Raw genomic sequence first — 26,074 nt, forward strand, 5'->3', positions numbered from 1 at the left:
GTTTTTTTACCAAAAAGTAGGATTTTATTGTTTTTTTACCATAAAAAACCATTTTTTTAATTTTCACATTTAAAAATATATTTTTTTTACCAAAAAGTTATTTATATATAATATAAACGTATGAAATATACAAATCTATGAAAGGATACGCATATGAAATTTAAATTCATCGAAGAGGGCAAAGTAATGAATTGCCCAGATGCAATGATTCGTCACTTAGACATCAATGGTGATCTAATTGATAAATCATACAAACCAACAGCGTCAAAAGAACTGCTAAGAGACATGTATAAAAACATGATCCGCTCACGTTCATGAGACAACTATGCACTAACACTACAAAAAACCGGACGTTTAGGAACATTTGCTCCTATGCTAGGGGAAGAAGCTTTCTTAACAGCTTTAGGTTTTGTTATGAAAAAAGATGACTGATTCATTCCTCACTACCGTGTGTTAGCTACATTACTAGCACGTGGAGAATCATTAGAATCAGTTTACCTATACTGAAGAGGTTCAGAATTAGGTTCTAAATTCAAATCAAACATCGTTCCAATGCAAGTTATCATTGGTTCACAAATTTCTCAAGCAGCTGGTGTTGCTAAAGCTCTTAAGGTTGCTGGAAAAGGACAAGTTGCTTTCACAACTATCGGTAATGGTGGTACAAATGAGGGTGAATTCCACGAAGGATTAAACTGAGCATCACTATTCAATTTACCAGTTGTATTTGTAATCTCAAACAACAGATGAGCTATTTCTGTTCCTGAACATAATAGCTACAAAGTTAAAACACTTTCACAAAGAGCTATGAGTTACGGATTACCAGGACTACGTGTTGATGGTAACGACTTGTTGGCTGCTCACGAAGTTCTAGCAGAAGCTGCAGAATGAGCAAGAGAAGGACACGGTCCAGTTCTAATTGAAATGGTTACATGACGTCAAGGACAACACACTACAAGTGATGATCCACGTGTATACCGTACAAGAGAAGAAGAAATTGAACACGAAAAATGAGAACCATTCCACCGTATTGAAAAATACTTATTTGACAATGGAATTGTTACTGAAAAAGAAAAAGAAACCTGAACTGAAGAAGCAACTGAAGCTGCTAAACTTGCATACGATAAATCTACTGAAATTATTGCCACAGAAGGCTACGACGACATATTCAAATACACCTACGAAACTCTACCTGAAGAACTAGTTGAACAACAAGAATCATTCAGAAGATTTATTAAATAGGATTCACATTCAAGGAGATAATATTATGGAAAAAATTCAAGTAAATAACATCGCAGCCATCACTAATGCATTAGACATTATGATGGAGAGAGATAAATCAGTTATCGTTTATGGTGAAGACGCAGGGTTCGAAGGTGGTGTATTCCGTGCAACGCAAGGACTACAAAAGAAATATGGTGTAGATAGATGTTTTGACGCTCCAATTGCGGAATCGGCAATCGTTGGTTCAGCAATAGGTTCAGCCGTTGCAGGTCTAAGACCAGTAGCAGAAATTCAATTTTCAGGATTCGTGTTTTATGGGTTGGGTCAATTATTTGGTAATGCAGCACGTTTAAGAAACCGTTCACGTGGTAAATTATCAGTACCAATGGTGTTAAGAATGCCTTGTGGTGGAGGAGTTAGAGCTCTAGAACACCACTCAGAATCAATCGAAGCATTGTTCTGCCACATTCCAGGACTTAAAGTAGTTATGCCAGCTACACCTTACGACTCAAAAGGTTTATTAATTTCAGCTATTGAAGATAATGACCCAGTTGTATTCTTGGAACACAAACACGACTACCGTGCATTTAAACAAGAAATTCCTGCTGGATACTATACAGTACCAATTGGTAAAGCAGATGTTAAAGCTGAAGGTGATGATTTAACAATTGTTACTTACGGTCACATGGTTCACGAAACGTTCGCAGCTATTAAACAATTAGCAGCTGAAGGAAAAGATTACTCAATCGAAGTAGTTGACTTAAGAACCTTAAAACCTTTAGACACTGAAACTGTTGTCAACTCAGTTAAGAAAACAGGACGTCTATTAGCTATTTCAGAATCTGTACAATCAGGTTCAATTACAGCTGAAGTTATCGCTCGTGTTAACGAAAAAGCATTTGACGACTTGAAAGTTGCCCCAGTTCGTCTAAACGGACCGGATGTTACTATGCCTCTACCTGCATTAGAAGGTTTATTCATGGTAAACAAAGACAAAATTGCTACAGTTATTAAAGAAATTCTAAAATAATTTAACAATAATGAAAAAACCCACACGGGTTTTTTTCTTTAAAATTTTTATGTTTATAAAAATAAAAAAACGGTTTCCCGTTTTAAATGAATGGATGCTTATTATGCCTCAACAATAGCGTTTTGCAAGTTAACAAATTTGTCTAAACGTGATGATTTTCTAGAACCTTTGTTTGGGTGGAAAACACCTTTTTGTACTGCAGTAGCAATAATTGAGTGTGCATTATTTACAAGTTCACTTGCGTTTTCAGCTTTTGCTAAAACAGCTTCTCTTGCAGCTCTAATTGCTTTACGCACTCTTGTTTTCATCGCTGCATTTTTTACTCTGTTTTGTTCAGATTTAGCGATGTGTTTAACTTTTGATTTAATATTTGCCATATAAGCCTCCTCTTTTTTCGTGTTTAGTTCTATCTAACGAACTGAAAAAATCCTAATTATTATATTATAAAATCTTGATAATCAAAAATTTTATTAATATTCATTATTTTATAAAGAAAACAAGAGGGGGGACCTCTTGTTTCGCATTATTTATTATAAGTACTATGATGAAATGGAAGAAACAAAAATAGTACAAAATGATACTTAGTGTTAGGTTGAATTATTATTATATTAAGGCGTAAGCGAACCGCTTTTATTAATAATACACAAAGACCTAACCGTTATAAGAAAAAAACATAAACTTAAAACAATGTTTAATAAAAGGAGCAATGCGAGACTCAAAAGAATTAATTTTGACTGGAATACGGCGCCCGTTAAATGACCCAATTCTAAGCTTGTGCGCCGATACACTTAACGTTCAGTCATTAACGGTGTTTTGATAATTATTTTCATATTATGTTACAACTTTTTTATTCGCCACAAAATATTTTTTAATGAAAAAAAATGGAAGATTATTTTTTGACTTTTTGTTCATGCACTATACTTTTACAAAAGCACTAAAAAGTAGGTAAATATCTGAATTAAACAAATTAAAAAAGTTGAATAAAATTTAATGAGTAAAAATGAAAAACTTCGTATTGTGATATAATGTTAACATCAAGTCAAATAATATTGAGTTGCGCCCGCAACTCTTTGTTGTTTTTAAGGAGAAAAATTTGAATTGAGATTTAAAACTAAAAGAAGTATTTGGTGATGATATTTTATCAGCCAAAGAAACATCTAGTGATGGATTTATTTTGCTGGAAGTTACTGTAAAGTACACAGATATGCAAAAAGTTAATGAACTAAGTTGCAAAATAAATGAGTGATTTGATAATGAAAACATCGATCGTTTTGACGGCCTCGAAGTTCATTCGCCTGGTATTAACTTGAGTTATGAAGTTAATGAATTAAATAATCATATTGGTGAAAATTTATTAATAAAACTTCATAAAACTGAAAACAAAGTAAATGAATATATCTGTACATTATTACAGTTTAATGATGCAGATATTATTATTAAGTGAAATCAAAAAGGAAATATAAGAAAAATTAAAGTGGATAAATCAAACATTTTAAGTGTTGAAAAATTCATTAAATTTTAGGAGTTATTATGTCAAAAACAGAAAAAGTTAGTATGTCACACAGCTTTTACGAAATTGTAAAATCTTTTGAAGAAAATCAAAAACTAAACTTGAGTGATATTGTCAATGTATTCAGTGAAGAAACAACAAAGATTTTATCTAAAATCGACCCCGAAGTAGAAGTTGAATATATTTTAAACGAAGAAAATCAAACATTAACACCAGTAATCAAATCAATGATTGTAATTAGCGATGAGGAAGCTCAAGGGTATATAAATTCAAGTATGACCCCTGGTAGAGAAAGCGATGTGTTGTTAATGCACATCACATACATTTCACTTTCTGATGCAAAAGCAATTGATAAATCTCTTGAAGAAGGAGATACTGTTGAACGTGTATTGGATCTTGAACGTTTATCTGAAGCGGTAAAAAATACAAAATACCCTAATTTGTTAAAAACCATTCACTCGTCAATTAAACAAGGAATGTCATCGCTTAGAAAACAAAAAGTTTTCGAAACATTCAAAGATAAAATTGGCGAAAGAGTTAGAATTCAATTTAATGCCAGAAACGCTGATGGTTCATGAAATGTTCAGATTACAGATGAACACGATGCGCCAACAACAGCTTATCTCCCATCAAACCATATAAGTTCAAGAAGAGAAATTAAAGCTGGTCAATATGCCTTTGCAACAATTTTGAGTGTGGAAGAAGAAGCGAAATTAAGTCAAGTGCAAGTTTCGATGGATTCTAAGGAAAATGTTGAAGAATTGTTAAAACGTTCGATCCCAGAAATAAATGAAGGTATTATCGAAATTGTAGAAACCGTACGTCAACCGGGTGAAAGAACTAAGGTTGCATTTAAAGCTAGCTTGTTGGCCCCTGCTGATTTTGATGTTTTCGGTTCAATTATTGGTCCAAATGGGCAAAGAATTACAGCTATTAATCAAGAAATTGGCGAAAAAATTGATGTCATTCTATATGATGAAGATCCTAAGAAATTCATCAGAAATGCAATGTCGCCAGCAAGAATTATCGATGTTGTTGAAAAAACAGGAGAAGGCCAAAATCCTTCGCGCAACGTTTACTGAGTAATAGTTGCTAAGGATGGGCTTACACCAGCTATTGGTCGTAGAGGGATTAATGTATCGTTAGCTTCAAACTTAACAAAATGTAATTTAGATGTCATTTCTGAAAAAGATGCTTTAGAACAAGGAATTAAATTTGACTATTCTAATGCAGAGGAAATAAAAAGAAGTCCAATTCGTAGAAATGCAAGAAACAACAAAAAAGCATTTGGCTTTGATGTTGACCTTGACAAAATTAAAGTTAGTGCCGATTCATTTGATACCGACGTGCTAAATTTTCAAGAACAAGAATTTGCTGACATTGATACATCAAGTTTTGACCTAGATTTTGAGGAATTATTTAAAAAACACACAACACCTGAAGAGATTAAGGCGGAACAACCTCAAACAGTTGATGAAATCGCACAACAATTAGAAGAAGAAAGCAAAAATCAACATCAAGTAAGAAATGATGTTGAAGATTATAAAAAAGTTAAAGAAGCCCTGAAAGATTTCAAGGTTGATGACGATTTATCAAGCTATGGACTTGATGAGTTCGACCTAGATGAGTTTTTAGATGACGAGGATTGAGAAGATTAATAAATGAACCATACCAATAGAAAATGTATTGTAACCGGTCAAATTTTACCTGTCAATTGTTTAACGCGAGTAGACTATGACAAGAAAACCGGAATAATAAGTCTTGACCTTGAAAAAACAAAAAAAGGTCGTGGTTGTTATTTTGTTGCAAACAATGAAAATTGAAATTTAATTTTAAAAACAAAAGCATTAAACAAAAGTTTTCGCACAAATGTCACTAAAAACATTTATGAGGCAATCGAAAAAGAATTAAAGGAGGCAAAATGTCTAAAAAGAATAGATTAACAAATCAAGATGACGTTCAAGCTCAATTGAACGACATTAAAACAGAAGTCAAAAACGGTGTGTTTATTTTTACAAATACACTTCCATTAGGGGAATTTGCTACAAAAATTGGAATGAACCCAAATGACTTAATTAAAAGTTTTATGATGAAAGGAAAAATGTACCAAATCAACCACATTCTTGAAGAAGAAGAAATTGCTGAGGTATGTTTAGAACAAAATTTAGACTTTAAAAAAGAACAAAGTGTTGATGCTTCAAACTTTTTAAACACTGTCGAATTTATAGATGACGAAAAATTGCTGTCTAAAAGACCTCCTGTAATCACAATTATGGGACATGTAGACCATGGTAAAACAACTCTATTGGATTATATTCGTGAAAGCAAGGTGGCCGAAAGTGAATCTAGTGGTATCACACAACACGTTGGTGCATATCAAGTATTTCATGATAAAGGCACAATAACATTTATTGATACGCCTGGACATGAAGTATTTACTGAAATGCGTTCGCGTGGTGCTCAAGTTACCGACATTGTCATTCTAGTTGTTGCTGCCGATGATGGCGTTATGCCACAAACAAAAGAAGCAATCCAACATACAAGAGCAGCTAATGCTCCAATGATTGTTTTTGTTAATAAAATAGACAAACAAACTAAAGATTTAGAACGTGTTAAACGCGAATTAGCTGAAAACGATGTTATTATCGAAGAATACGGTGGAGACGTACCAATGATTACCGGATCAGCTAAAACTGGTGAAGGTATTGACGAATTATTAGACAATATTATTACTCTTTCAGATTTGATGGATTTAAAAGCGAACAAAAACCGTTACCCATCAGGAATTGTTTTAGAATCAAGAGCTGATAAAGGTGTGGGTGTCGTTGCTACCTTAATTATTGCTAATGGAACCTTATATAAAGGCGACTTTATGGTGGCTGGTTCATCATACGGTAGAATAAAATCAATTAAGTCAACAACCGGTAAAACATTAGAAAGCGCTACTCCTGGTATGCCTGTTGTTGTTTCTGGTTTAAACACCTCTCCGTTAGCTGGAGACAGATTTATTTCTTTTGAGGATGAAAAATTTGCTAAAAAAATAGCACAAGAAAAACAACAAATGGATAAGAAATTTGATTTATTTAATCGTGCTCAAACTTCTGACGAAGATGGCAAGAAAATATTAAACGTAATTATTCGGTCGGATGTTCAAGGAACTTCTGAAGCTCTAAAATCTAAATTAGATGGTATGTGTAATGATGAAGCGGTAATCAAAGTTATTGGAGCACAAACTGGACAAGTTTCAAATTCTGATTTATTACTAGCTCAAACATCTGATGCCTTAATCATTACTTTCAGAATTAAAGCTAGTTCAAATATTAAACAAAGTGCGAAACAAAGTGGCGTTAAGATTGCTTTCTATGATGTTGTCTTTAAAGTTATTGAAGATATGCAGTCATGATTAGATGGTGAGAAAGCAGTTGTTTATGAAGAGAAAAAGATTGGTTCTGGACACGTTATTAAAACATTTTTCTATTCTAAAGTCGGTACTATTGCTGGTGTAATGTTAGACGAAGGTGTTGTAAAAGCTGGCAGCAAAGTAAAAGTTTTTAGAAATAGAAAACTTATTCACGATGGCAAAATTGAAACCTTAAGAAGAGATATCAATGATGTTAAAGAAGTCGAAAAAGGAAAAGACTTCGGTATGAAAATTAAGAAATTTGACGATATCAAACAAGACGATATTGTGGAATTCTTTGAAGATGTCGCTGTTACAATTTAGAGAGGTTTATCATGAATTTAGAAAAATACGTTAGAGATGTTCCTAATTTTCCAAAGGAAGGCATAATTTTTAAAGATATTAGTCCTCTTTTAGGTAATGGTGAAGCATTACATTACACAATTACTAAGATGTCAGAAATTGCTAAGGATTGCGACATAATTGTTGGTCCTGATGCACGCGGTTTTTTGTTTGGTACTCCTACCGCAGCATTTTTAAAAAAACCTTTTGTTATGGTGCGTAAACCTGGGAAATTACCTGGTGAAGTATTCAGTAAAAATTATTCTTTGGAATATGGTAATAATGTTTTACAAATTCAAAAAGGTTTCATTAAACCTGGCCAAACCGTAGCTATTGTTGATGATGTTTTAGCAACAGGTGGCACAACTAAAGCAATTGTTACATTATTGGAAGAACAAGGAGCAATTGTCAAACGAATTATTCTTTTATTAGAATTAAAAGATCTTAATGGCCGTGAAAAATTTAAAGATAGCGGTATTGAGATTACTTCTTTAATCGAGGTATAAAAAAACAGTCCTTTATAATTGGGCTGTTTTTTTAATAGGGGTCATTAGGATCTAAAATTAAATCATAACTTATTGGAGAGTGATCGCTGACACCGCTGTAAACGTATCTATCCATTGATGAGTAGCTTTTATATTTTTTATAATATTTTACCCAATCATCTAATGAAGTTATTTTTGCTCATTGGAATATGCTAGGATCATCAACAAAACTATAAAGTTTATAAACCTTGGCATTTTCAAATTTTAGATTTGATTTATGAACTATTTTGTCATAGGGATTTGCATAATTACCAAATTCTGTTTTTAGTGAAGACAATGCTTCTTCCCCTTCACCTAAAGGCATAATAGCACCGTATTCACTCACTCAATCGAACGCAATAGATTCTTTTCCGCTTGGAATGTTAGTATCACCCATGAAAATTAAATCATCATCATTACCATTAAGCTTTTTGACTCAGTCAAATACGTTTTTAATGTTTTTTGCTTCGTTATATTCCCTCGAACCCATACCTTTAAATGACTCTTCGCCAATTTTTGTTTTAACGCCAGGCCCATCAAAATGAGAAATAGCTAGTGTAAAGTTAACGTTTTTATATCCTTCAACATTTGATCTAAATTTGCCAATATACGGTGCCCTTGAATACGCATTTAGTGTTGGAGCGCCTTTGAAAACTTGGAAATTTGAATTATCATAGATTATTCCGTTTTGGCTATTATTCAAAATTTCAGGAACAACTTTAGTCTTATTATAAATATAAGCAGCAGCTTTGTCTCCATTAACATTAATATTCTTTTTGGAATCAACAGGTAATTCTTTGTAAATGAAATCTCAAAGATTATTAGTGTTATTTTTTTGTTCTAAGACATTTAAATAATTAACAAGACGAGATATCACTTTTGTTGAGTCTAATTCAATTAAACCTACAACATCATACTTTTGAGTAAATATTATTGAGGCTATTGCTTGAGGTTTTGGTTCACTGGCTTTATCTCCAAAATTAGCGACGTTTCATAATGCTATTCGTAATCTATCATTAGAAGTTTTTTGTGCGGAACGATGATCTTGTTGTTTTATTGGGCTAGGAATATTTTCTTCATTTTCAACGATAGAATTATCTTTATTAGAATCACGTTTAGGTATGAAATTGTTTTCCGTTGTAATGTCGTCATTAATATTTGATGCACTATTGTCTGAGATGATTGTTTCATCAATCCAGTTTTCACCATCCGGGGTTCAATCGGGGTCATCGATATTACCAATTATTTGATTGTTATTAGGTGTTTTGGTATTATCTTTGTTTATAGATGGAGATTTAACATATTTGTTATCAATAATAAGGTTTTTAATAACAAGAACCTTATCTTTTTCAATTACTTCATATGTGAAAATTATTTGATTGTTATTTTCAACTCGATTAATTATAAGATATTCATATCCAAGGTCACTACCATTAAAATCGAAATATTTATTATAGTCAGTATCAGTTGGGTCAATTAAAACATTTTTTTTCAATGTTAGTTTTAATTCAAGATTATTTCTTGAATTATTTTGAAATGAACAAGCGCTTGAAACCCCCATGATTGGAGTAATCATAGCGTTTAAAAGTATTATATTTTTAAGATGTTTTTTCATATTTATATTATAAACCTTTATATTTTATAAGAGCTAAATAAAGGCCCCCTAATTCTAATTATTTTTTACATCTCAAAACGATGTAAAAAGAGAGAAAAAGTGTTGTTTTATTTTACATATTATTTGTTAATTAATTGTAAATAAAAATTGCTCATATACCACATCATCAACTGTGACATGGTCCTCAAGAATTAAATTAAATTGAAGTTTGAATGACCCGTTTTCGTCTTTAACAATTCTGATTCCACCATAATTACCAACTCTTGGATAAGGTTTAACATATGTACCTTTATTTCTCCCACCGTGTGTTAATGAATTAACTTCTAGGTCAGGATTTAATGAAATACCCACTATATTATCTTTGATTGTGGTATCAACATAAGTAATTTTATTATCTATTACTTTTATTAATGGTTTTTTACCCTTTACTGCTTTTTCAAAGTTTTCTAAATTATCTTTAATTTTGGCAGAGTCAATAACAAATAGCTTTTGCTCTTTAGCTAATTTTGCAATTTTTTCATTTGAATAATGTTTAATTTGTTCATCAACTTTAAAACCGCCAAATGTAATATCCTTTGTTAAAGGATTAATACCTTCATTCACCAAATCTTTAAAAGTTAATGTAATGATATATTCAGATGCGTTGGCTTCGTTAATTCTTCCATCAGTAATTTCAACATTCACAATTTTTTTATCAAATTCACCAAGTACAAAATTTTCTTTAGTGATTGAACTTGTTGGCGTTGCGTCCTTCTTGATTGAATCGTCAAGAGTTACTGACTCAAATGAATTAACATATGTTTGCAAGTTAAATTTTTCACCTTTAGATTCATTAACGTCATTAAGTTTAGATTCCTCTTGCTTATTATTTAATTCTGTATTTTCTCGAGTTTCATCGTTTGCTTCTTCGGTTTGATTTTTTGTTGAAATTTTAGGAATTTTAAATCCATTAATTTCTTTAATTATTTCGACAGACTTACCATTTTCTTCAGTGAGCACTAAATTAATTATTAATTTATCTTTGAATAAGTTGCTTGGAGTAACTGACGTAACTTCAATAGTTACTCCTTCTAATTGTTCGATAATGATATCACCAGTTAAGACATCTTTTGCTTCCTTAGATTTTTTTATTTCTGGCTTTACAGAAACATTAACTAACTTTTGGTAATTTTTGTTTGTTGTGTTATTGCACGATGTTGCAACAAGCGAAGTTGTTAATAAACTAATAGTTCCTAATGTCGATAATTTTAATTTCTTTTTAATCATATTTCTCCTTAATTATTTGAATAATGATTATTCCATATTTTTTGTAATTGCTTACTATTTTTTAATTTATTTTAGTATGAATTTCTCAAAAGTTTGAATATTGCATTAAAAGCGATAATTTTGGTTAATATAATGACTTGATTTATGTTTTTTAATTAAGCAAAACACAAATAAATTTTGTTTCATTCAATTAAATGTCTTATTTGTAATATAAAAACAACACAACATAATGTTGTGTTGTTAGTTAAATATTTGCAAATGCTAATTAATTATTTTTTTGTATTGAATAAAACTTGTTCATACATAACATCGTCTATGCCGCCACCTTCAAGGTATAATCAAAATTGGAATTTTACATCACCGGTTTTATCATCAATAGATAATGATATTCCTTTCACATTTGATCCTGCATTAACGGTTGGAGCAACAAACGTGGTACGTCCACCATGCGTTAGTGAATTAACCCCCAAGTCAGGATTGATTTTAATACCAGTAATTTTATTTTTTTTAAAAGATTTTACATTAAACATTATATCTCCGTTAGCCACTTTGATGTAAGGTTTTTTCTCTTGACTTATATAATTTTTAAAATTCTCTGTATTTTTTTTGACTTCTTCTTTGTCAACAATAAACAGTTTTTGTGCTTTGGCAAATTCAGCCACTTTTTTATTTAAGTAATGTTTAATTTCTTCGCCCGCTTTAAAACCGCTGATTGTTATTTCCTTTTTTAAAGCATTGGTGCCTTCATTTACTAAATCGGTGAAAGTTAAACTAAGGATATATTCTGAAGTGTTAGCTTCATTAATTTTTCCATCAGTTATTTCAATATTTACTGCTTTTTTATCAAATTCACCAAGTGTGAAACTATCTTTAGTAATTGAGTTTGTTGACGTTTCGTCCTTGTTGATTGAAGGGTCAAGAGTTACTGACTCAAATGAATTAACATATGTTTGCAAGTTAAATGGTTCAGTTTTAAAACCACTAACATCGTATGTCTTCACTATATTTTTACCATCATTTGTAAATGTTGCTTCAATAGTTATTGTTCCTTTGTATTTATTTTCACTATTTTCAACTTTTTTGCAAGCTACTTTTGCATTTTCTGGTAGTTGGAATGTAGCGTTATCTTTAGATAATGTAAATTTAGTAACATCAATATTTTTGATAGTCACGTTTTGTTTATCTGGATAATCAAGAGTTACTCCAACTAATTTTGATTCAAAATCATCAACTTTAAATCCATCAATAGTTACTTCTTTGATTTTGCTTTCTAATGTTTCTTTACCGATTTGTGATGTTATGACAAATGAAACCTTAACTTTTCCCTGTCCGTTTTGAATTTCGAATGATTTAATAGCCATTTTTTCATTATCGTCAGATAATTTTAGTTTATCTTGTGTTGCTTGGTTATCGATAATTGTATTAGCTTCAGGGTATGATAAAGTTAGAGTATCAATTTTGTTATCCAATTCTTCTTTTGTTCTAAATTCAAAAGATTCTGGTACAGTTGTGTACACCTTGTCAAAAACAGTGGTGTTTTTAGTTTTTGAATCATATTGACCAAATTTAAATTTCAGTGAGTAATTATTTCCCTCTTTTGATAAAATTGCCTTGTTGATTGATTTTGTTGTATCAGTAGGATGCGCCACATTAACGCCAAAAGCAGGTACAAAATTCTCTAAATGAAATAATTCAACTCTATTTTTATTGGCCTCTTGATTTGATTTATCATATTCTTTATCAAAAAATGAACGTCTACCAAAATCATAGAAAATAATTGTATCTCCCTGAATTTTATTGAAAAATTCTGATGATTTAACTGATTTTACAATTCGTATTGATTTAACAAAACTATCCTGTTGTGAATTTTCTTTCTTTTCGACGTCCTTTTTGGCATCAGGGTTTGGTTTTTGTGAATTAGAATCAGGGGTTGGCGTTTGGGTATTATCCCCCCCCTCGTTAATATTAGGTTCTGTGCTATTATTGTTGTTTGAAACTTTTGTTACTTTAAACCCATCAATTTCTTTAATAACCTCGATTGATTTTCCGGTTTTTTCAGTGACGTTTAATGTAACAATTAACTTACTTTTTGTTACATTACTTGCAACTAATGATTTAACTTCAATTTTTAAACCTTCAATTTTATTAATTTGAATATCTGTTTTTATAACATTTTTTGCCTCTTTAGATTGTTTAATTTCTGGATTAACTGTAATTTCAATAAGTTGGTCGTAGTTTTTAACCTTCTCATTATTACATGAAACTGCAATTGTAGGGATTGCAGTTATTGATGTTGCGGCCAATGTTAGAAAGCCGAATCTTTTTTTATTCATATTTCTCCTTCTTCAATATTTTTAATACAATTAAATTTTACATTTTTGTAATCTAAAATTGCATTTTGGGAATATTTATGGCAAAAAATGATAAAAAAATACTGTTTTTCCGGTAAAAAAAGAAGCTAGATTTAAAAAAGCTTCTTATTTTAAAAATGATAATCATTTACTAAATGCAGTATTTAAACTGTATTTTTCCATCGCTTCAAGTCCCTTGTTAACATTTAGTTGAGTGCATGAATAGTATGATAATTCGGTATTCATTGATACGTTTGTATTTAATATAGTTAGTTTTTTGCAAAATAATGCATCGCTTTTACCGTCGATTAGTTTTTGTTTAGTTACACCTTTTATTTTTTCAATATTTTGATAAATACCTTCAATAGAACCGTATGTATTTATTAATTTTAACGCACCAATTTTACCAATACCCAAGACACCTTTTATATTATCAGAACTATCTCCTGCTAATCCTTTTAAATCTGGAATTTGTGATGGTTTTATTTTGTGAATTTGTTCAAAATTGTCGTTTGTATACAAATCAAAATTACCATCTTTATTTTTGTATATTACATTTGTATTTTGGTTGATTAGTTGCAATAAATCTTGGTCTTTCGAATATATATATTTGTTAACATTTTTAATCGATGCAAGAGTTGCTATCAAATCATCAGCTTCATCGCCTACTTGCTCAAATCATTTTATATTCAAATTAGTCAAAATATCTTTAATAATAGTGAATTGTTGAAAAATTATTTCAGGGGCTTTTGTCCGCCCAGCTTTGTAATCGTCATATAAATCATGTCTATGTGTTTTACCATGAGCATCAAAAGCAATGAATAAGTATTCTGGATTGATATATTCCAAAATTTTGTGCAATGTCATTAAGAAGACATGGACACCATTTGTTGTGTTTCCGTTTTTATCTTTCATTACAGTTCTTGATGGGTGATATGATGCGTAAAATGATTGAAATAATAAAAAGTTACCATCGATTAATAAAAATTTTTCCATATTCATTGTTCTCCTTAAATTATGCCAAACTCGAGTAACCTTAATTTACCACGATTATTTGATATTTTTATTTTTACAATATCACCAACGTTTACTGGAGACCACAAGTTTTGATTTTTATTGCTGATGAAAAATGCGTGTGACATTGTTGAATCACTAACCTCAATTACAAAAAACGATTTTCCTGGCAATATTGTTTTTCTGATAATCTGAACAGCTATTTCAGTTGTAATGGTATTAGGGATTGTTGATAATTTGTATTTAAATTGTTTTTCGTATTCTATTGTGGGATGGGCGTTATAACATGTTCCTAAAAGAGAAATTTCATTTGTTGATTCATAATTTATATCTCTCTCGATTTCGTCGTGAACCATTGAAAGATAGCCTGATTTGTTTAATTTTTCTCTAGCTTCTGGTCAATTGTTTATGTTTGAAACTAGTTTAAAACATTCTAAAAGGTTTTTTACGGCATTTTCGATAAATTTCATGTGTCCAAAATCACGAAAAACATTTGCTCGAACTAATAAATCTAAAGCATTCTCTGTCAAACCTGCAAATCTTAATCTTAGTATAGTTTCGTTTAAATTGTTTGTAAATGGACCCAATTCATTTATTGAACTCATTATTTTGCTTACTCCGTCATTTCCAAATCCCTTTATCAAATCAAAAGGTAGATAAATTTGATTATTTTTTATTAAACAAGCATTAAGCGAGTGCAAAATGTTTGGTGAGTTAACTATATAATTTTGTTTTTTTATTTCTTCAACATATTTTCCAATTTTATCTTGCGCTCCTCTACTATTTGAAATTAATGCCGAATAAAAAATTAGAGGATAATAAGTTTTGTAATAAGCCATTTTCATTGTTAGATAAGCATAAGATACGGCGTGAGACTTATTGAAACCATATTCTGCAAATTGTTCAATGTTCTTATAAATTTTTTTAATTTGTGAAATTTCTAAACCATTATCTAAAGCGCCCCGAACAAATTTATCTTTATATTGTTTAATTTCATCTTCGTGTTTTTTACTAATGGCGCGTCTTAAAAAATCAGCCTCTACAAAACTCATTCCAGCCACTTTTTGCGCAATTAACATAATTTGTTCCTGATACACCATAATACCGAATGTTGGCCTCAATATTTCATCATAAACTGGGTGTATTTTTTCTATTAAATCAGTGTCTTGTTTATTTTGCGCATAGTTTTTAATATATTTCAAAGGACCCGGTCTAAAAAGAGAAATAATTGCATATAAATCGTCGAATGAATTTAACTGAACGGTTGCAATAGTTTTTTTCATTCCAGGAGATTCTAATTGAAATATCCCTTCGGTGTAACCTAAGTTTAATCTTAAAAAAGTTAATTGGTCATTTAATACCATTTTAGCTGGGTCGTTAACAAGCAAATTATCAAATCATTCTTTTTCAGGAATGAAATATTCCATGTTCTGAACCTCAGTTAAGGTCTTTAACCCTAACAAATCAATCTTTAATAAACCAAATTGTTCTGTATAGTCCATTGTAAGTTGAACCTGTTGATAACTCCCGTCATTTGTTAAAGAAGCTGGTGCATAAGAAATTATTGGTTGTTTAGAAATAATTAACCCCGCTGGGTGATAACTCTGTTGACGCGGCAGCCCCTCTATTTTTAATGCGTGTTCTAATAATTCTGGGTATTGCTCAATAGCTAACTTAAATTTAACATTACCTTGCATTGCTTCAGTTAATGTTTCACTAGCGCTTAAAGTTTTTGATATCGCATTAATTGTAACTAAACTAATTCCCAACACCCTCCCCACATCTCTAATCGCCATTTTAGCACCAAGAGTTTGAAATGTTGAGATTAATGCAACGTTTTCATTTCCGTATTTATTTTTAAGATATTCAAAAACTTCCATTCTTCTGTCATCTTGAATATCTATGTCAATATCAGGCCATGATACTCTTTGAGGATTCAAAAAGCGTTCAAATAATAAATCATATTTTAAAGGGTTTATAGATGTAATATTTAATAAATAAGAAATGAATGACCCGGCAGCACTTCCACGTCCAGGACCAATTGCAATATTATTATTTTTTGCTCAATTGACAAGATCTTGAATTATTAGAAAATAATTTATAAAACCCAATGATTTTATTGTTTCAAATTCATAAGCAAGTCTTGCTCGTCAAAGATCTTTATTTTTGGGTAACTCATGTGAAATTCTTGTTAGACCCTCATTCAATAATTTAATTAACATTTTTTCGTTATCTTCTTCGTTATTGTTGTTAAAGTCTGCTAAATTAAGCTTTTTTGATGGTAATTTAAAATTGCAATTATCAATAATGAAGTTAATTCTATCTATTATTATGCTATCGGTCACTGAATTATCAAAATAGTCGTTTGTGAACTTATTTTCAGTATTATTCGACAATTTCTGAACGATATTTAGCGTGTCATTATCTTTTAGATATAAGAGTTTGTTGGTTTTAGTTATAATACCATTCTTAATAGAAGTATCATATGAATTTACATAATAACTATCACTGTCAATTAAATCCATTTTCCCTGTTTTAGCATAATAACCTAATTTAGGGTGATCTATGATAAACACATTTTCATCAATGATTTCATTAATATTTATTATTACATTTTTTGATTTTTTGAGTATTAAAGAATTGATTTTTTGGAAACCTTTATAGTTTTTAGCAAGTAAAATAAATCTGTATTCATCCACATCTAAGTCAACTCCAATAATAGGTTTAATATCATATTTTTGGCAACTTTTAAGAAAAGCACCAAGACCAAATAAATTATTATGATCTGTTAAAGCGACAGCATTTAATCCGTGCTCTTTGCTTAAACGAACCAAGTCATCAACTCTAATTATTGAATCTAAAAAAGTATATTCAGTTGTATTGTATAAGTTAGTATATTTATTCATATTAATATCATACTTAATTATTTTAAAAGAATTCAAAATAAGGAAAAAAGTATAAAAAAAGCAGGTTTTATCCGGCTTAATTAGTCTTCATAAATTAATTTTCCTTGGATGCGGCCACGTTCTAAATCATTATCAATAATTTCAACTTTAATGTTATCTCCGACTTTAACAATGTCGGTTGGAGATTTAACAAAATGTTTTGGATGTTTTTTCATATTGCTAATGTGAATCAATACATTTTGTTTAATTCCGATATATACAAATACGCCGAAGTCAGTAACACTTTGTACACTTCCGTCTATAATCATACCTTTCGCCACATCTTCTGCTTTTAAGACGTCTTTCTTCAAAATATATCCGTCTTTTTCGTCGCGAATGTCTTTAGTGGGGTTTTTAAGCGATTCAATAATCAATGACACATCATAAACATTAGAATTGAATTTTTTTGCTAGTTCTTCAATATTTTGATTTTCTAGTGTTTTAACATCAATATCATCAAAATCTATTGCTAAGTAATCACATATTTCACTAGCTAATTTGTATGACTCTGGGTGAATTGATGTTCTGTCAAAGAAATTCTTAGAATCATGAATTCTTAAAAACCCGATACTTTGTTCAAAAGCTTTTGGTCCAATCCCTTTAACTTTCTTTAATTCGTTTCTGTTCTTAAATTTTTTAATCTCATTTCTATATTCGATGATATTTTCTGCCATCTTTTCACTTAATCCAGAAATGTATGTAAGAATAGTTTTTGAAGCAGTATTTAAATCTACACCTACTTTGTTAACAACTTTATCAATTTTAAAACCCAAGGCTTTAGACAAGTCTTTCTGATTTACGTCATGTTGATATTGTCCCACACCAATTGATTTGGGGTCAATTTTAATCAACTCATTCAATGGGTCTTGAAATCTACGGCCAATGTTTACTGCTGAACGTTCTTCAATACTGAAATCAGGGAATTCCTCTTGTGCGATTTTTGATGCTGAGTAAACAGATGCACCGACCTCTGAAACAACCACAAAAGCAATGTCTTCGTTTTTGCTGTTGGGTCTATTTTTCAATAGATTAGAAATAAATTCTTCAGTTTCACGTGAACCAGTACCGTTACCAATTGCAATGACATTAACATTATATTTATCAATTAACTGGTTGACTATTCTGGTAGAAATTGTTTTTTCATTTCTTGGAGGCGTTGGATAGATAATATTTTTTGTTAAAAAGTTTCCTTGAGGATCGATTACGGCAATCTTGCAACCGTTAACATATGCAGGGTCTATTGCCAGTACTGTTTTATTTTTAACTGCAGGCCATAATAGCATACTTTCTAAGCTATTAGAAAACAATTCAACAGCTTCTTTTTCCGCTCTTGCAAACAAATCAGCTTTAATTTCTCTAATAATTGAAGGGATAATTAGACGGTCTAAACTATCTTTTATTGCTTCGCTAATAATTTTTCCTGTTTTTTTGTTTTTGAAATAGATATTGTTCAAAGTATATAAAATTACATTTTCGTTATAGTTAATGTCATAAGATATTATTTTTTTATTTTCTCCACGAGATATTGCTAATACTCTATGATTTGGAATGGTTTTAACTTTTTCTGAATAATCATAATATTGTTTGAAGTTTTGGTTTTCATCAACAGCATTTTTCTTAATTTTAGTAATTATTTGTCCAAAGTTCCAAAGTTGTTTTTTTACATATTCTCTTGTTGAAGCATCCTGAGAAATTATTTGACTAATTATATATTGAGCTTGTTCAATAGCAAACTCGACAGTTGGTACACGGTCATTTAAATAATTTTGTGCATCTTGATAAGGATTATATTTTGTATCTGTATTATTCATTATTTCAAGAGCAAGTGGTTCTAAACCTAAAGCAATTGCTTCGGTAGCTTTAGTTTTTTTACCTACCTTAAATGGCTCATAAATATTTTCTACTTCTGACTTAGTTTCTGCTTTTTTCAGTTTGTTTTCAATATCTTTAGTCAAAAGGTCTTTCTCTTTAAGGATTTCTATAATTGCCTCTTTACGTTTGTTTAATTCAACATTATAAATATATAAATCATTTATTTTTTGAATTACCTCTTCATCAAGTCCACCCGTTTGTTGTTGACGATAACGCGCAATAAATGGAACCGTTGAATTATCAGCCAATAAATTTAAAACTGTTTCAACTTGTCCCTCGGTTATGTTTAATTTTTTTGCTACATATGATATAGATATATTCATTTTCACCTCACTTCTAATTTCTATATTGTACTCTTTATTTTAAAAAATACGGCTAAGCAGCCACATTTGGATTAATTATTAATGAATCTAATAAGCCTACAGCTATTGCTGTTGTTTCTTCATCAGCACTTCCTAAGAAGTGATTTGTTAATTCGGTTATAACTTTAGTTTTTTGCTCTTTTGTTAAGTTTGCTACTATAGGTTTTAAATCATTTGAAATTAAATTCAGGTTTACTTTGGTTTTAGTTGGGTCGATGCCCTCATCTTTTACTTTTTTAATAAAATCATTTAATGCTTGCTTGGCTTGTTGTTTTTGTTCTTCATCAACAGGTACATGCCCGATACTTTTCACAAAAACATTATAAGATTCTTCAGTTTTTGAAGTACCATCCAAAATAGTTGAAATTAAGGTTGTTGTTGAGTTGAAAGATTGAATTTGTTCAGGCGTTGGTTCTTTGCTAAATGGAGTAATAGTCAATGTATTTGTTTCTTTATTGTAATCTGCACTAGGAGATTTAGTAAATGTTTGGCTAATGTTTGAAATATTTTGTATGTTTTCTTTTTCCATTGAAATTTTGATTGCGGTAGTCACCAACGGCAAGTATCTAGATAATCCTTTAATTTTTCCTTGGGATAATTTTTCTAATAACGCATCATTCATCTCAATTGGTCTGTTATTATAACCGAAGATACCGGAAATATTAACTGTGGCGGACGCAAAAGGTAACGCTGATAGTGGCGCTACAACTAAACCTAATGTTTTAACTAATAAAGTTTTCTTGTTTCTTTTCTTTAGTTGACGAGTTGTTAATTTTGAAATTTTCATTGAAATTTCAGTCATAATTAATGCGATGATTTGGATTAATGCTAGTATCACAAAGAGATTTAAACCGGCGATTATAGCCATTATTTCTTCTTTATAATTACTATAAGGTTCCTTACTTATATCTATAATTTTTTCAACTCAATGTATTTTTGGTGCTATAGCAAAGGCTATAACAGCACCAATTATTGTTAAAATTAGCATCGTAATTGCGGATCAGACTCCTTTGAAATATCCTCATAAAGCAGCTATTAAGCAAAAAATAATAAATATTGTAATTGGCAATAAACCCATTGTAGGTTTATCAGCAGAACTAAATATATTTTTTACAGGTTCAAAATAATTATTTAAAGTTTCCATGGATTTATTTTACTATTTAATAATATATTACGATAGCAATTAAAAATCTATCATTTTAAAAATAAAAAAATCAGTACTTTATACTGAAATTTTAAAAATATTAAGTTAACAAACGTGAGTTTGGCTCCACATTCCACGGATTTTTTTTATTTATTCTATCAATAAAAAGTTTTCCTTCAAGATGGTCAAGTTCATGTTGTGCAACGATTGCTAAATATCCTTCAAGATCCATTCTCACAACCTTTTTTTGTGTATATGAATAAGCTTCGAACACTATTCTGTTTGCTCTATAAACATAACCTTCTTGGCCAGCAATGTTTCGTCCTACACTAAGACAACCTTCGCCATCTTCTAATGAAATTTTAAAATCTGATTTTGCTATTATTTTAGGATTAATAAATACATCTTTAATTTGATTTGGTTGTTTATTTAATAACAAAGGGTCTATTTCAGCGGTGTTTATATAAAACATATTTTTTAAAATTCCATATTGAACTGCAGCAACACCAACACCTGGCTGGAACATTGTTCCTTCGGTTTGACTATCATCAATATGATAAATCATAGTTTCGGCCAATTCTATATCCTCGGGTCTTAATGGGATTGGGATATCTTTAGATTTTTTTCTAAGAACTTTGCTGGGTAATTTAACTAATTTTACGTTGTATTTCATAGTTTAATTATAATACCATAAATAAACAATATTTTATGAGGTGAAAAATGTTAAGAATAATTTCGGGGAAATATCGCAGATTGTTAATACAACAACCGAAAACAGAGTTAACTAGACCAACAAAAGATAGTATTAGAGAAGCAATCTTTAATTCGTTAAGATTTGAATTAGAAGGCACTTTAATTCTTGATTTATTTGCGGGCAGTGGTGCTATGGGTATTGAATCTTTAAGTAATAATGCAATGAAAGCATATTTTGTTGATATAAATAAAGAAGCTATACAAACAATAAATACAAATTTGGATAATTTAAAAATACATAATGCTGAAGTCTTTAAAATGAGTGCAACAGAGTTTTTAAAAACAAAAACAGGACGTAATTTTGATTTCATTTTTATAGACCCTCCATATCAAGAATACGATTTATTAAATCAATGCTTAGAACTAATTTCAACTAATAAATTTTTAAATGATTTAGGTTATTTAGTCATAGAAACTGATGATATTAATAGAATTGTTATTCCAGAAAAAATGCTAATCCAGAAAACCAAACAATATGGAAAAACGACAATTCTCTTTGTTTCAAATAACATTTAAAAATATCCGTTTAAAAACATGTTCCCAAAACTACTGGTAATTCAATACAAAAAGTCAACAGACACAACACTTCTTGATGTGGCTGCTGCGTTCCCGCCCTGACCAGGTTACAAGGTTATTGTTCCATTGACTTAATTATTATAAACTAAAAAAATATATCCTTAAATTTTATATAATTTAAATATGAGAAGTTTTTCATATAAAGATATATCAAAATTAGCAAAAGTTTCTATTAGTACTGTTAGTCGCTATTATAATGGTGGCTACGTAAGTAAAAAAACAAGAGCTAAAATTGATAAAGTAGTTAAAGAACATGGTTATTACCCAAACAATGGTGCGAGACTGATAAAAGGAAGAAGTCGTTCGATATTCATCATTGTTCCTGAGTGGTATGAAAATTCATATACCCATATCATGAATGGTATTGAACAAGGAGCAAAAAGACGTAATAAAAAAGTATTCATTACTCACTCTGCTCCCGAACAAGAGGAATATATCGAAACTATTAAATATTGTATGGCGTGAAAACCTAACGCGATTGTTTTCTTTTTACCTAAAACTGAAAATGAACAAATTATTAAATTTATCAGAGAACAAGTATTTGACTCTATAACGGTCGTATACGGCGAACAAATTGATGGCGTTAATTGAGTTGATGTTGATGTTGAAAATGCTTTTTATTCTGTTACAAAAACGTTTTCTGATTATATTGAACCAAATCAACAAGTTATATATGCTGATGATAATAAGCTATCTCCAAGACAAAGAGAACTAAGATTTTCAGGCTTCCAGAAGGCCTGCGATAAAATGAAGATTCAATATGAACGTTATTTTGTTGAAAATAAAAAAATACACGAATTACAAAGATTCCAAAAATTTCTAATTGATAACAAACACTCAAATGTTGTTTGTTCAACACATGAAACTTTCATTAACCTGGTGTCTTCTAACGACAACCAACTAAGATTAACGGACATTGGTTTTCAATCTATTTATGACACTCAAAAAAAATATAAAACTAAAATTTTTATTGATTACCGCAAAATAGGCGAACAAATAGAAAAAATGATATTTGACACCGAAATGGCTAAATTCAATGACACCTTTACCCAAGGTGACACAATAACAAATTTATTCAAACCAATGATTATTACACAAAAATAAAATGCCCAACGGGCATTTTTATTATTTAAAATTTTTAAGAACTTTTTGAAGATAGCGATCGTTATCTCTTTTTTTGATAGCTTCTCTCTTATCGGCTTTATTCATTCCTGTTACCAAAGCAATTTCAATTTTTATTCTTGATTGATTATTAAAATAGATTTTTGTCGGTATTATTGTTGCATTACCCATTCTTTCTTTTTTGTTTTGAAGTCTAAGTAATTCATTACGGTGCATTAACAATTTTCGATCTTGCGTTTCATCACATTTAACTAACATAAATTGTTTAAAAGTGGCATTACTTAAATAAAGTTCATTGTTTTTGAAAAAACAATATGAATTTGTCAATTGTACAGTTCCGGCTCGAGCTGATTTCACTTCTCAACCTTGTAAGACCATTCCAGCCTCATATTTTTCGTGTATCGTGTTACCGTGTAGTCCTTTTCTGTTATCGCTTATAATTTTCATAGTAGTGAAATTATAACAATTAGGCAGTATTTTTGTCATAATAAACAAAATACATATTTGAAAAATAAAAAATCGAGTACGATATTGTCTCGATTTCTATAAGTATTTTTTAACAATGTTAGCTAATTCTTCGTATGTGTGGTATCCTGTAACGTGCTCTACAACTTCATTTTTGTTGAAAACAAATCAAGTTGGTAAATTTCTAACAGCGAACTCTTGAGAAAGTTGTTTATTAGCATCTACATCAACACGATATACATCAACACCATCATTTTTAGCTAATTCTTCTAATGAAAATTTAAAATTTCTACATGGTGGGCATCATACCGCGTGAAAAACTAAAATGTAAGGTTTTTCGTGTTTACCTTGAATATTTTCTAAATATTCTTGTTCTGTAATTTCGTATAACATATTAATTCCTTTCTAAATTTATATCGTTATTTTAATATAAAAACTTTATTTATCAGTATAAAAAACTGCTTTTTTTAATTTTTTTGAAATTTAATGAAAAAAAGCAGTCAGACTGCTTTTTAAGTAGATTATAAATCAATATTTTTAACATACTTGGCATTTTCTTCGATAAATTCACGACGTGGAAAAACTTCATCCCCCATTAAAGTTGTGAATGTTCAGTCAGCACGAGCGGCATCAGCTATTTGGACCTGCAACATTTTTCTATTATCAGGGTCCATTGTTGTTTCTCATAGTTGCTCAGCATCCATTTCACCAAGACCTTTATAACGTTGAATGGTGATTTTTTGTCCATTGTTCATTTGTGCCATTAGTTCTTCTTTTTCTTGATCTGTATAAACATATTTAATAGTTTTGCCTTGTTGAAGTCTAAATAATGGTGGTTGAGCGATGTAAATAAAACCATATTCAATTAGAGGTCTAAAGTAACGATAGAAGAATGTTAATAATAACGTTCTAATATGCGAACCATCCACGTCAGCATCAGTCATAATAACAATTTTATGGTATCTTAATTTATTAATATTGAATTCTTCGCCAACTCCAGTTCCTAACGCAGAAATTAATGATAGAATTTCAGCATTAGCAAACACCTTGCTTGGTGTATTTTTTTCAACATTTATAACCTTACCACGTAGAGGTAAAATGGCTTGTGTTTCTCTGTTGCGTCCATTTTTGGCTGAACCACCGGCCGAATTACCTTCGACAATGTATAATTCACTGATTTCGGCATTCTTTGATGAACAATCGGCTAATTTACCTGGTAAAGAACCCGAATCAAATACAGTTTTACGACGAGCGGCATCTCTTGCTGCTTGACCAGCTAATCTAGATCTTCTTGCAGCTAAAACTTTTTGAATTAATAATTTAGCTTCATTAGGATTTTCATTTAAAAAACGTTCTAAAGATTCACTGAATACTTTATTAACAGCTCCACGTGCATCTTTATTTCCTAGTTTTCCTTTTGTTTGACCTTCAAAGACAGGTTCGGTGTGTTTAATTGAAATAATTGCAACAATACCCTCTTTAACGTCGTCCCGAGTAAATTTTTCATCTTCAGATTTAATAAATGAATTAATAGTTGCGTAATTATTAATTAAACGTACAAGAGCATCATAGAAACCTAATTCATGAGTTCCACCTTCAACTGTAATTATGTTATTTGCGTAACTTACAACATTACTTGTGATTTTTTCGTTATATTGTACAGCGACTTCAACAGCAACCGCAGGTTCATCACCGTGTGAATATTCACCCTCGGCATATATTACTTCTGGGTGAATTAATTTTTGACCTTTATTCAATTCTTTAACGTAGTCAACAATCCCACCTTCAAAATGGAATTCAATATTGCTGTTATCTCTTTGGTCAATTACGCTTATTTTAAGTCCACGGTTTAGATAAGCTATTTGTTTTGCGTGGTCAACAACAACGTTTTTATCAAATGGGTGTTGATCCATTATGGTGAAATCTGGGTGAAATTTAACTTTAGTACCAGTATCATCAGTTTCAACAGAATCAATCGCTGTTAAATGCTGAGCAATATGTCCACCATTTTGGAAGTGTGCATAATGTAATTTGCCATTGCGTTTTACTCATACATGAAAATCATCACTCAATGCATTTACGACCGAAGCACCTACACCGTGAAGTCCACCTGAAACTTTATAGCTATCTGAGTCAAATTTACCACCAGCATGTAGTACGGTTAAAACAGTTTCTACAGTAGATAAACCAGTCTCTGGGTGTGGGTCAGTTGGTATACCTCTACCATTATCTTCAATTTCTACGTATCCGTCATTAGTTAATGTTATTGTTACTTTATCGGCATAACCTGCCATACATTCATCAACTGAGTTGTCGACGATTTCTCAAATTAAGTGGTGTAAACCTCTTGGACCCGTTGAACCGATGTACATTCCCGGACGTACTCTTACAGGATCTAAACCTTTTAGAACCTTAATATTCGAGGCGCCATATTCTTTTGTTTCGCTCATTGTTTCTCCTTCTTAATGTCTTTTATATATATTAATATTAAATACTATATTGTAATTATATATGTTTTGAATTTTGTAAAAAATAATTTATAATTAATACATTAAGGTGTAA

At 30.5% G+C, this 26,074-nt stretch carries 21 protein-coding genes and 1 other RNA gene; 9 read left to right on the plus strand and 13 right to left on the minus strand.

The annotated features are described in order from the left end of the window. Window positions 1-153: 153 nt before the first annotated feature. Both NW238_RS00160 and NW238_RS00165 read left to right on the plus strand, forming a co-directional pair. Window positions 154-1,239 carry a thiamine pyrophosphate-dependent enzyme gene (locus NW238_RS00160; protein WP_216505262.1) on the plus strand — a complete coding sequence of 362 codons (1,086 nt, stop codon included), beginning with the start codon at window positions 154-156 and terminating at the stop codon, window positions 1,237-1,239. A 25-nt stretch (window positions 1,240-1,264) separates the two neighbouring features. Next, window positions 1,265-2,251, plus strand: coding sequence for an alpha-ketoacid dehydrogenase subunit beta (locus NW238_RS00165; protein ID WP_216505261.1), 987 nt, complete (start codon window positions 1,265-1,267; stop codon window positions 2,249-2,251). Window positions 2,252-2,352: 101 nt separating this feature from the next. Here NW238_RS00165 and rpsT read toward each other — a convergent pair whose 3' ends face one another. Next, window positions 2,353-2,628 (minus strand): 30S ribosomal protein S20, encoded by a 276-nt coding sequence (rpsT, locus tag NW238_RS00170; RefSeq protein ID WP_216505260.1) that lies wholly within the window; start codon window positions 2,626-2,628, stop codon window positions 2,353-2,355. Window positions 2,629-3,251: 623 nt separating this feature from the next. Here rpsT and NW238_RS00175 point away from each other — a divergent pair. Genes NW238_RS00175 through NW238_RS00195 form a run of 5 tightly spaced genes read left to right on the plus strand, consistent with a single transcriptional unit; the run spans window position 3,252 to window position 8,009 of the window. Next, window positions 3,252-3,773: an LSm family protein gene (locus NW238_RS00175; RefSeq protein ID WP_216505259.1), complete on the plus strand. Its 522-nt coding sequence runs from the start codon at window positions 3,252-3,254 to the stop codon at window positions 3,771-3,773. 8 nt (window positions 3,774-3,781) lie between these two features. After that, window positions 3,782-5,419, plus strand: coding sequence for a hypothetical protein (locus tag NW238_RS00180; RefSeq protein ID WP_216505258.1), 1,638 nt, complete (start codon window positions 3,782-3,784; stop codon window positions 5,417-5,419). Window positions 5,420-5,422: 3 nt separating this feature from the next. Further along, complete coding sequence (locus NW238_RS00185) at window positions 5,423-5,704, plus strand: YlxR family protein (protein ID WP_216505257.1); 282 nt, start codon at window positions 5,423-5,425, stop codon at window positions 5,702-5,704. Beyond that, window positions 5,683-7,485, plus strand: coding sequence for a translation initiation factor IF-2 (infB, locus tag NW238_RS00190; protein WP_216567760.1), 1,803 nt, complete (start codon window positions 5,683-5,685; stop codon window positions 7,483-7,485). Before NW238_RS00185 ends, infB begins: the two co-directional genes overlap by 22 nt. An 11-nt stretch (window positions 7,486-7,496) precedes the next feature. Beyond that, window positions 7,497-8,009 carry an adenine phosphoribosyltransferase gene (locus tag NW238_RS00195; RefSeq protein ID WP_258451596.1) on the plus strand — a complete coding sequence of 171 codons (513 nt, stop codon included), beginning with the start codon at window positions 7,497-7,499 and terminating at the stop codon, window positions 8,007-8,009. Window positions 8,010-8,040: 31 nt separating this feature from the next. Here the strand turns inward: NW238_RS00195 and NW238_RS00200 are convergent, their stop codons facing one another. The 8 genes from NW238_RS00200 to def form a co-directional block, all read right to left on the minus strand. Beyond that, window positions 8,041-9,642 carry an endonuclease/exonuclease/phosphatase family protein gene (locus tag NW238_RS00200; RefSeq protein ID WP_258451597.1) on the minus strand — a complete coding sequence of 534 codons (1,602 nt, stop codon included), beginning with the start codon at window positions 9,640-9,642 and terminating at the stop codon, window positions 8,041-8,043. A gap of 126 nt (window positions 9,643-9,768) precedes the next feature. Next, window positions 9,769-10,908 carry a hypothetical protein gene (locus tag NW238_RS00205; protein ID WP_258451598.1) on the minus strand — a complete coding sequence of 380 codons (1,140 nt, stop codon included), beginning with the start codon at window positions 10,906-10,908 and terminating at the stop codon, window positions 9,769-9,771. 269 nt (window positions 10,909-11,177) lie between these two features. Continuing rightward, window positions 11,178-13,241 (minus strand): hypothetical protein, encoded by a 2,064-nt coding sequence (locus NW238_RS00210; protein ID WP_258451599.1) that lies wholly within the window; start codon window positions 13,239-13,241, stop codon window positions 11,178-11,180. A gap of 144 nt (window positions 13,242-13,385) precedes the next feature. Beyond that, complete coding sequence (locus tag NW238_RS00215) at window positions 13,386-14,255, minus strand: 5'-3' exonuclease (RefSeq protein ID WP_258451600.1); 870 nt, start codon at window positions 14,253-14,255, stop codon at window positions 13,386-13,388. A gap of 14 nt (window positions 14,256-14,269) precedes the next feature. Then, window positions 14,270-17,179 carry a DNA polymerase III subunit alpha gene (dnaE, locus tag NW238_RS00220; protein WP_216505251.1) on the minus strand — a complete coding sequence of 970 codons (2,910 nt, stop codon included), beginning with the start codon at window positions 17,177-17,179 and terminating at the stop codon, window positions 14,270-14,272. A gap of 80 nt (window positions 17,180-17,259) precedes the next feature. After that, a complete protein-coding gene (locus tag NW238_RS00225; protein ID WP_216505246.1) occupies window positions 17,260-19,413 on the minus strand; it encodes a helix-hairpin-helix domain-containing protein in 2,154 nt (717 codons plus the stop codon). A gap of 52 nt (window positions 19,414-19,465) precedes the next feature. Beyond that, window positions 19,466-20,596 (minus strand): CvpA family protein, encoded by a 1,131-nt coding sequence (locus NW238_RS00230; protein WP_258451601.1) that lies wholly within the window; start codon window positions 20,594-20,596, stop codon window positions 19,466-19,468. Window positions 20,597-20,696: 100 nt separating this feature from the next. Then, a complete protein-coding gene (gene def / locus NW238_RS00235; protein ID WP_216505244.1) occupies window positions 20,697-21,269 on the minus strand; it encodes a peptide deformylase in 573 nt (190 codons plus the stop codon). 47 nt (window positions 21,270-21,316) lie between these two features. On the opposite strand from def, the gene rsmD reads away from it, so the two are divergent. Then, complete coding sequence (gene rsmD, locus NW238_RS00240; protein ID WP_258451602.1) at window positions 21,317-21,865, plus strand: 16S rRNA (guanine(966)-N(2))-methyltransferase RsmD; 549 nt, start codon at window positions 21,317-21,319, stop codon at window positions 21,863-21,865. Between the two features lie 41 nt (window positions 21,866-21,906). Here rsmD and ffs read toward each other — a convergent pair. Next, window positions 21,907-22,003: signal recognition particle sRNA small type (gene ffs / locus NW238_RS00245), an RNA gene on the minus strand. 45 nt (window positions 22,004-22,048) lie between these two features. Here ffs and NW238_RS00250 point away from each other — a divergent pair. Beyond that, the gene (locus NW238_RS00250) at window positions 22,049-23,029 is read left to right on the plus strand and encodes a LacI family DNA-binding transcriptional regulator (RefSeq protein WP_216505241.1); all 981 of its coding nucleotides are present in this window, start codon (window positions 22,049-22,051) and stop codon (window positions 23,027-23,029) included. A 21-nt stretch (window positions 23,030-23,050) separates the two neighbouring features. Here NW238_RS00250 and smpB read toward each other — a convergent pair whose 3' ends face one another. The 3 genes from smpB to gyrB all read right to left on the minus strand — a co-directional run bounded on the left by smpB (window position 23,051) and on the right by gyrB (window position 25,962). Then, window positions 23,051-23,494, minus strand: coding sequence for an SsrA-binding protein (smpB, locus tag NW238_RS00255; protein WP_216505240.1), 444 nt, complete (start codon window positions 23,492-23,494; stop codon window positions 23,051-23,053). A 96-nt stretch (window positions 23,495-23,590) separates the two neighbouring features. Beyond that, complete coding sequence (locus tag NW238_RS00260) at window positions 23,591-23,905, minus strand: thioredoxin family protein (RefSeq protein WP_216505238.1); 315 nt, start codon at window positions 23,903-23,905, stop codon at window positions 23,591-23,593. Window positions 23,906-24,033: 128 nt separating this feature from the next. Continuing rightward, window positions 24,034-25,962 carry a DNA topoisomerase (ATP-hydrolyzing) subunit B gene (gene gyrB, locus NW238_RS00265; RefSeq protein ID WP_216567739.1) on the minus strand — a complete coding sequence of 643 codons (1,929 nt, stop codon included), beginning with the start codon at window positions 25,960-25,962 and terminating at the stop codon, window positions 24,034-24,036. Window positions 25,963-26,074: the final 112 nt, after the last annotated feature.

It is taken from the genome of Mycoplasma zalophidermidis, assembly GCF_024742155.1.
GTDB classification, from domain to species: Bacteria; Bacillota_I; Bacilli_A; order Mycoplasmatales; family Metamycoplasmataceae; genus Mycoplasmopsis; species Mycoplasmopsis zalophidermidis.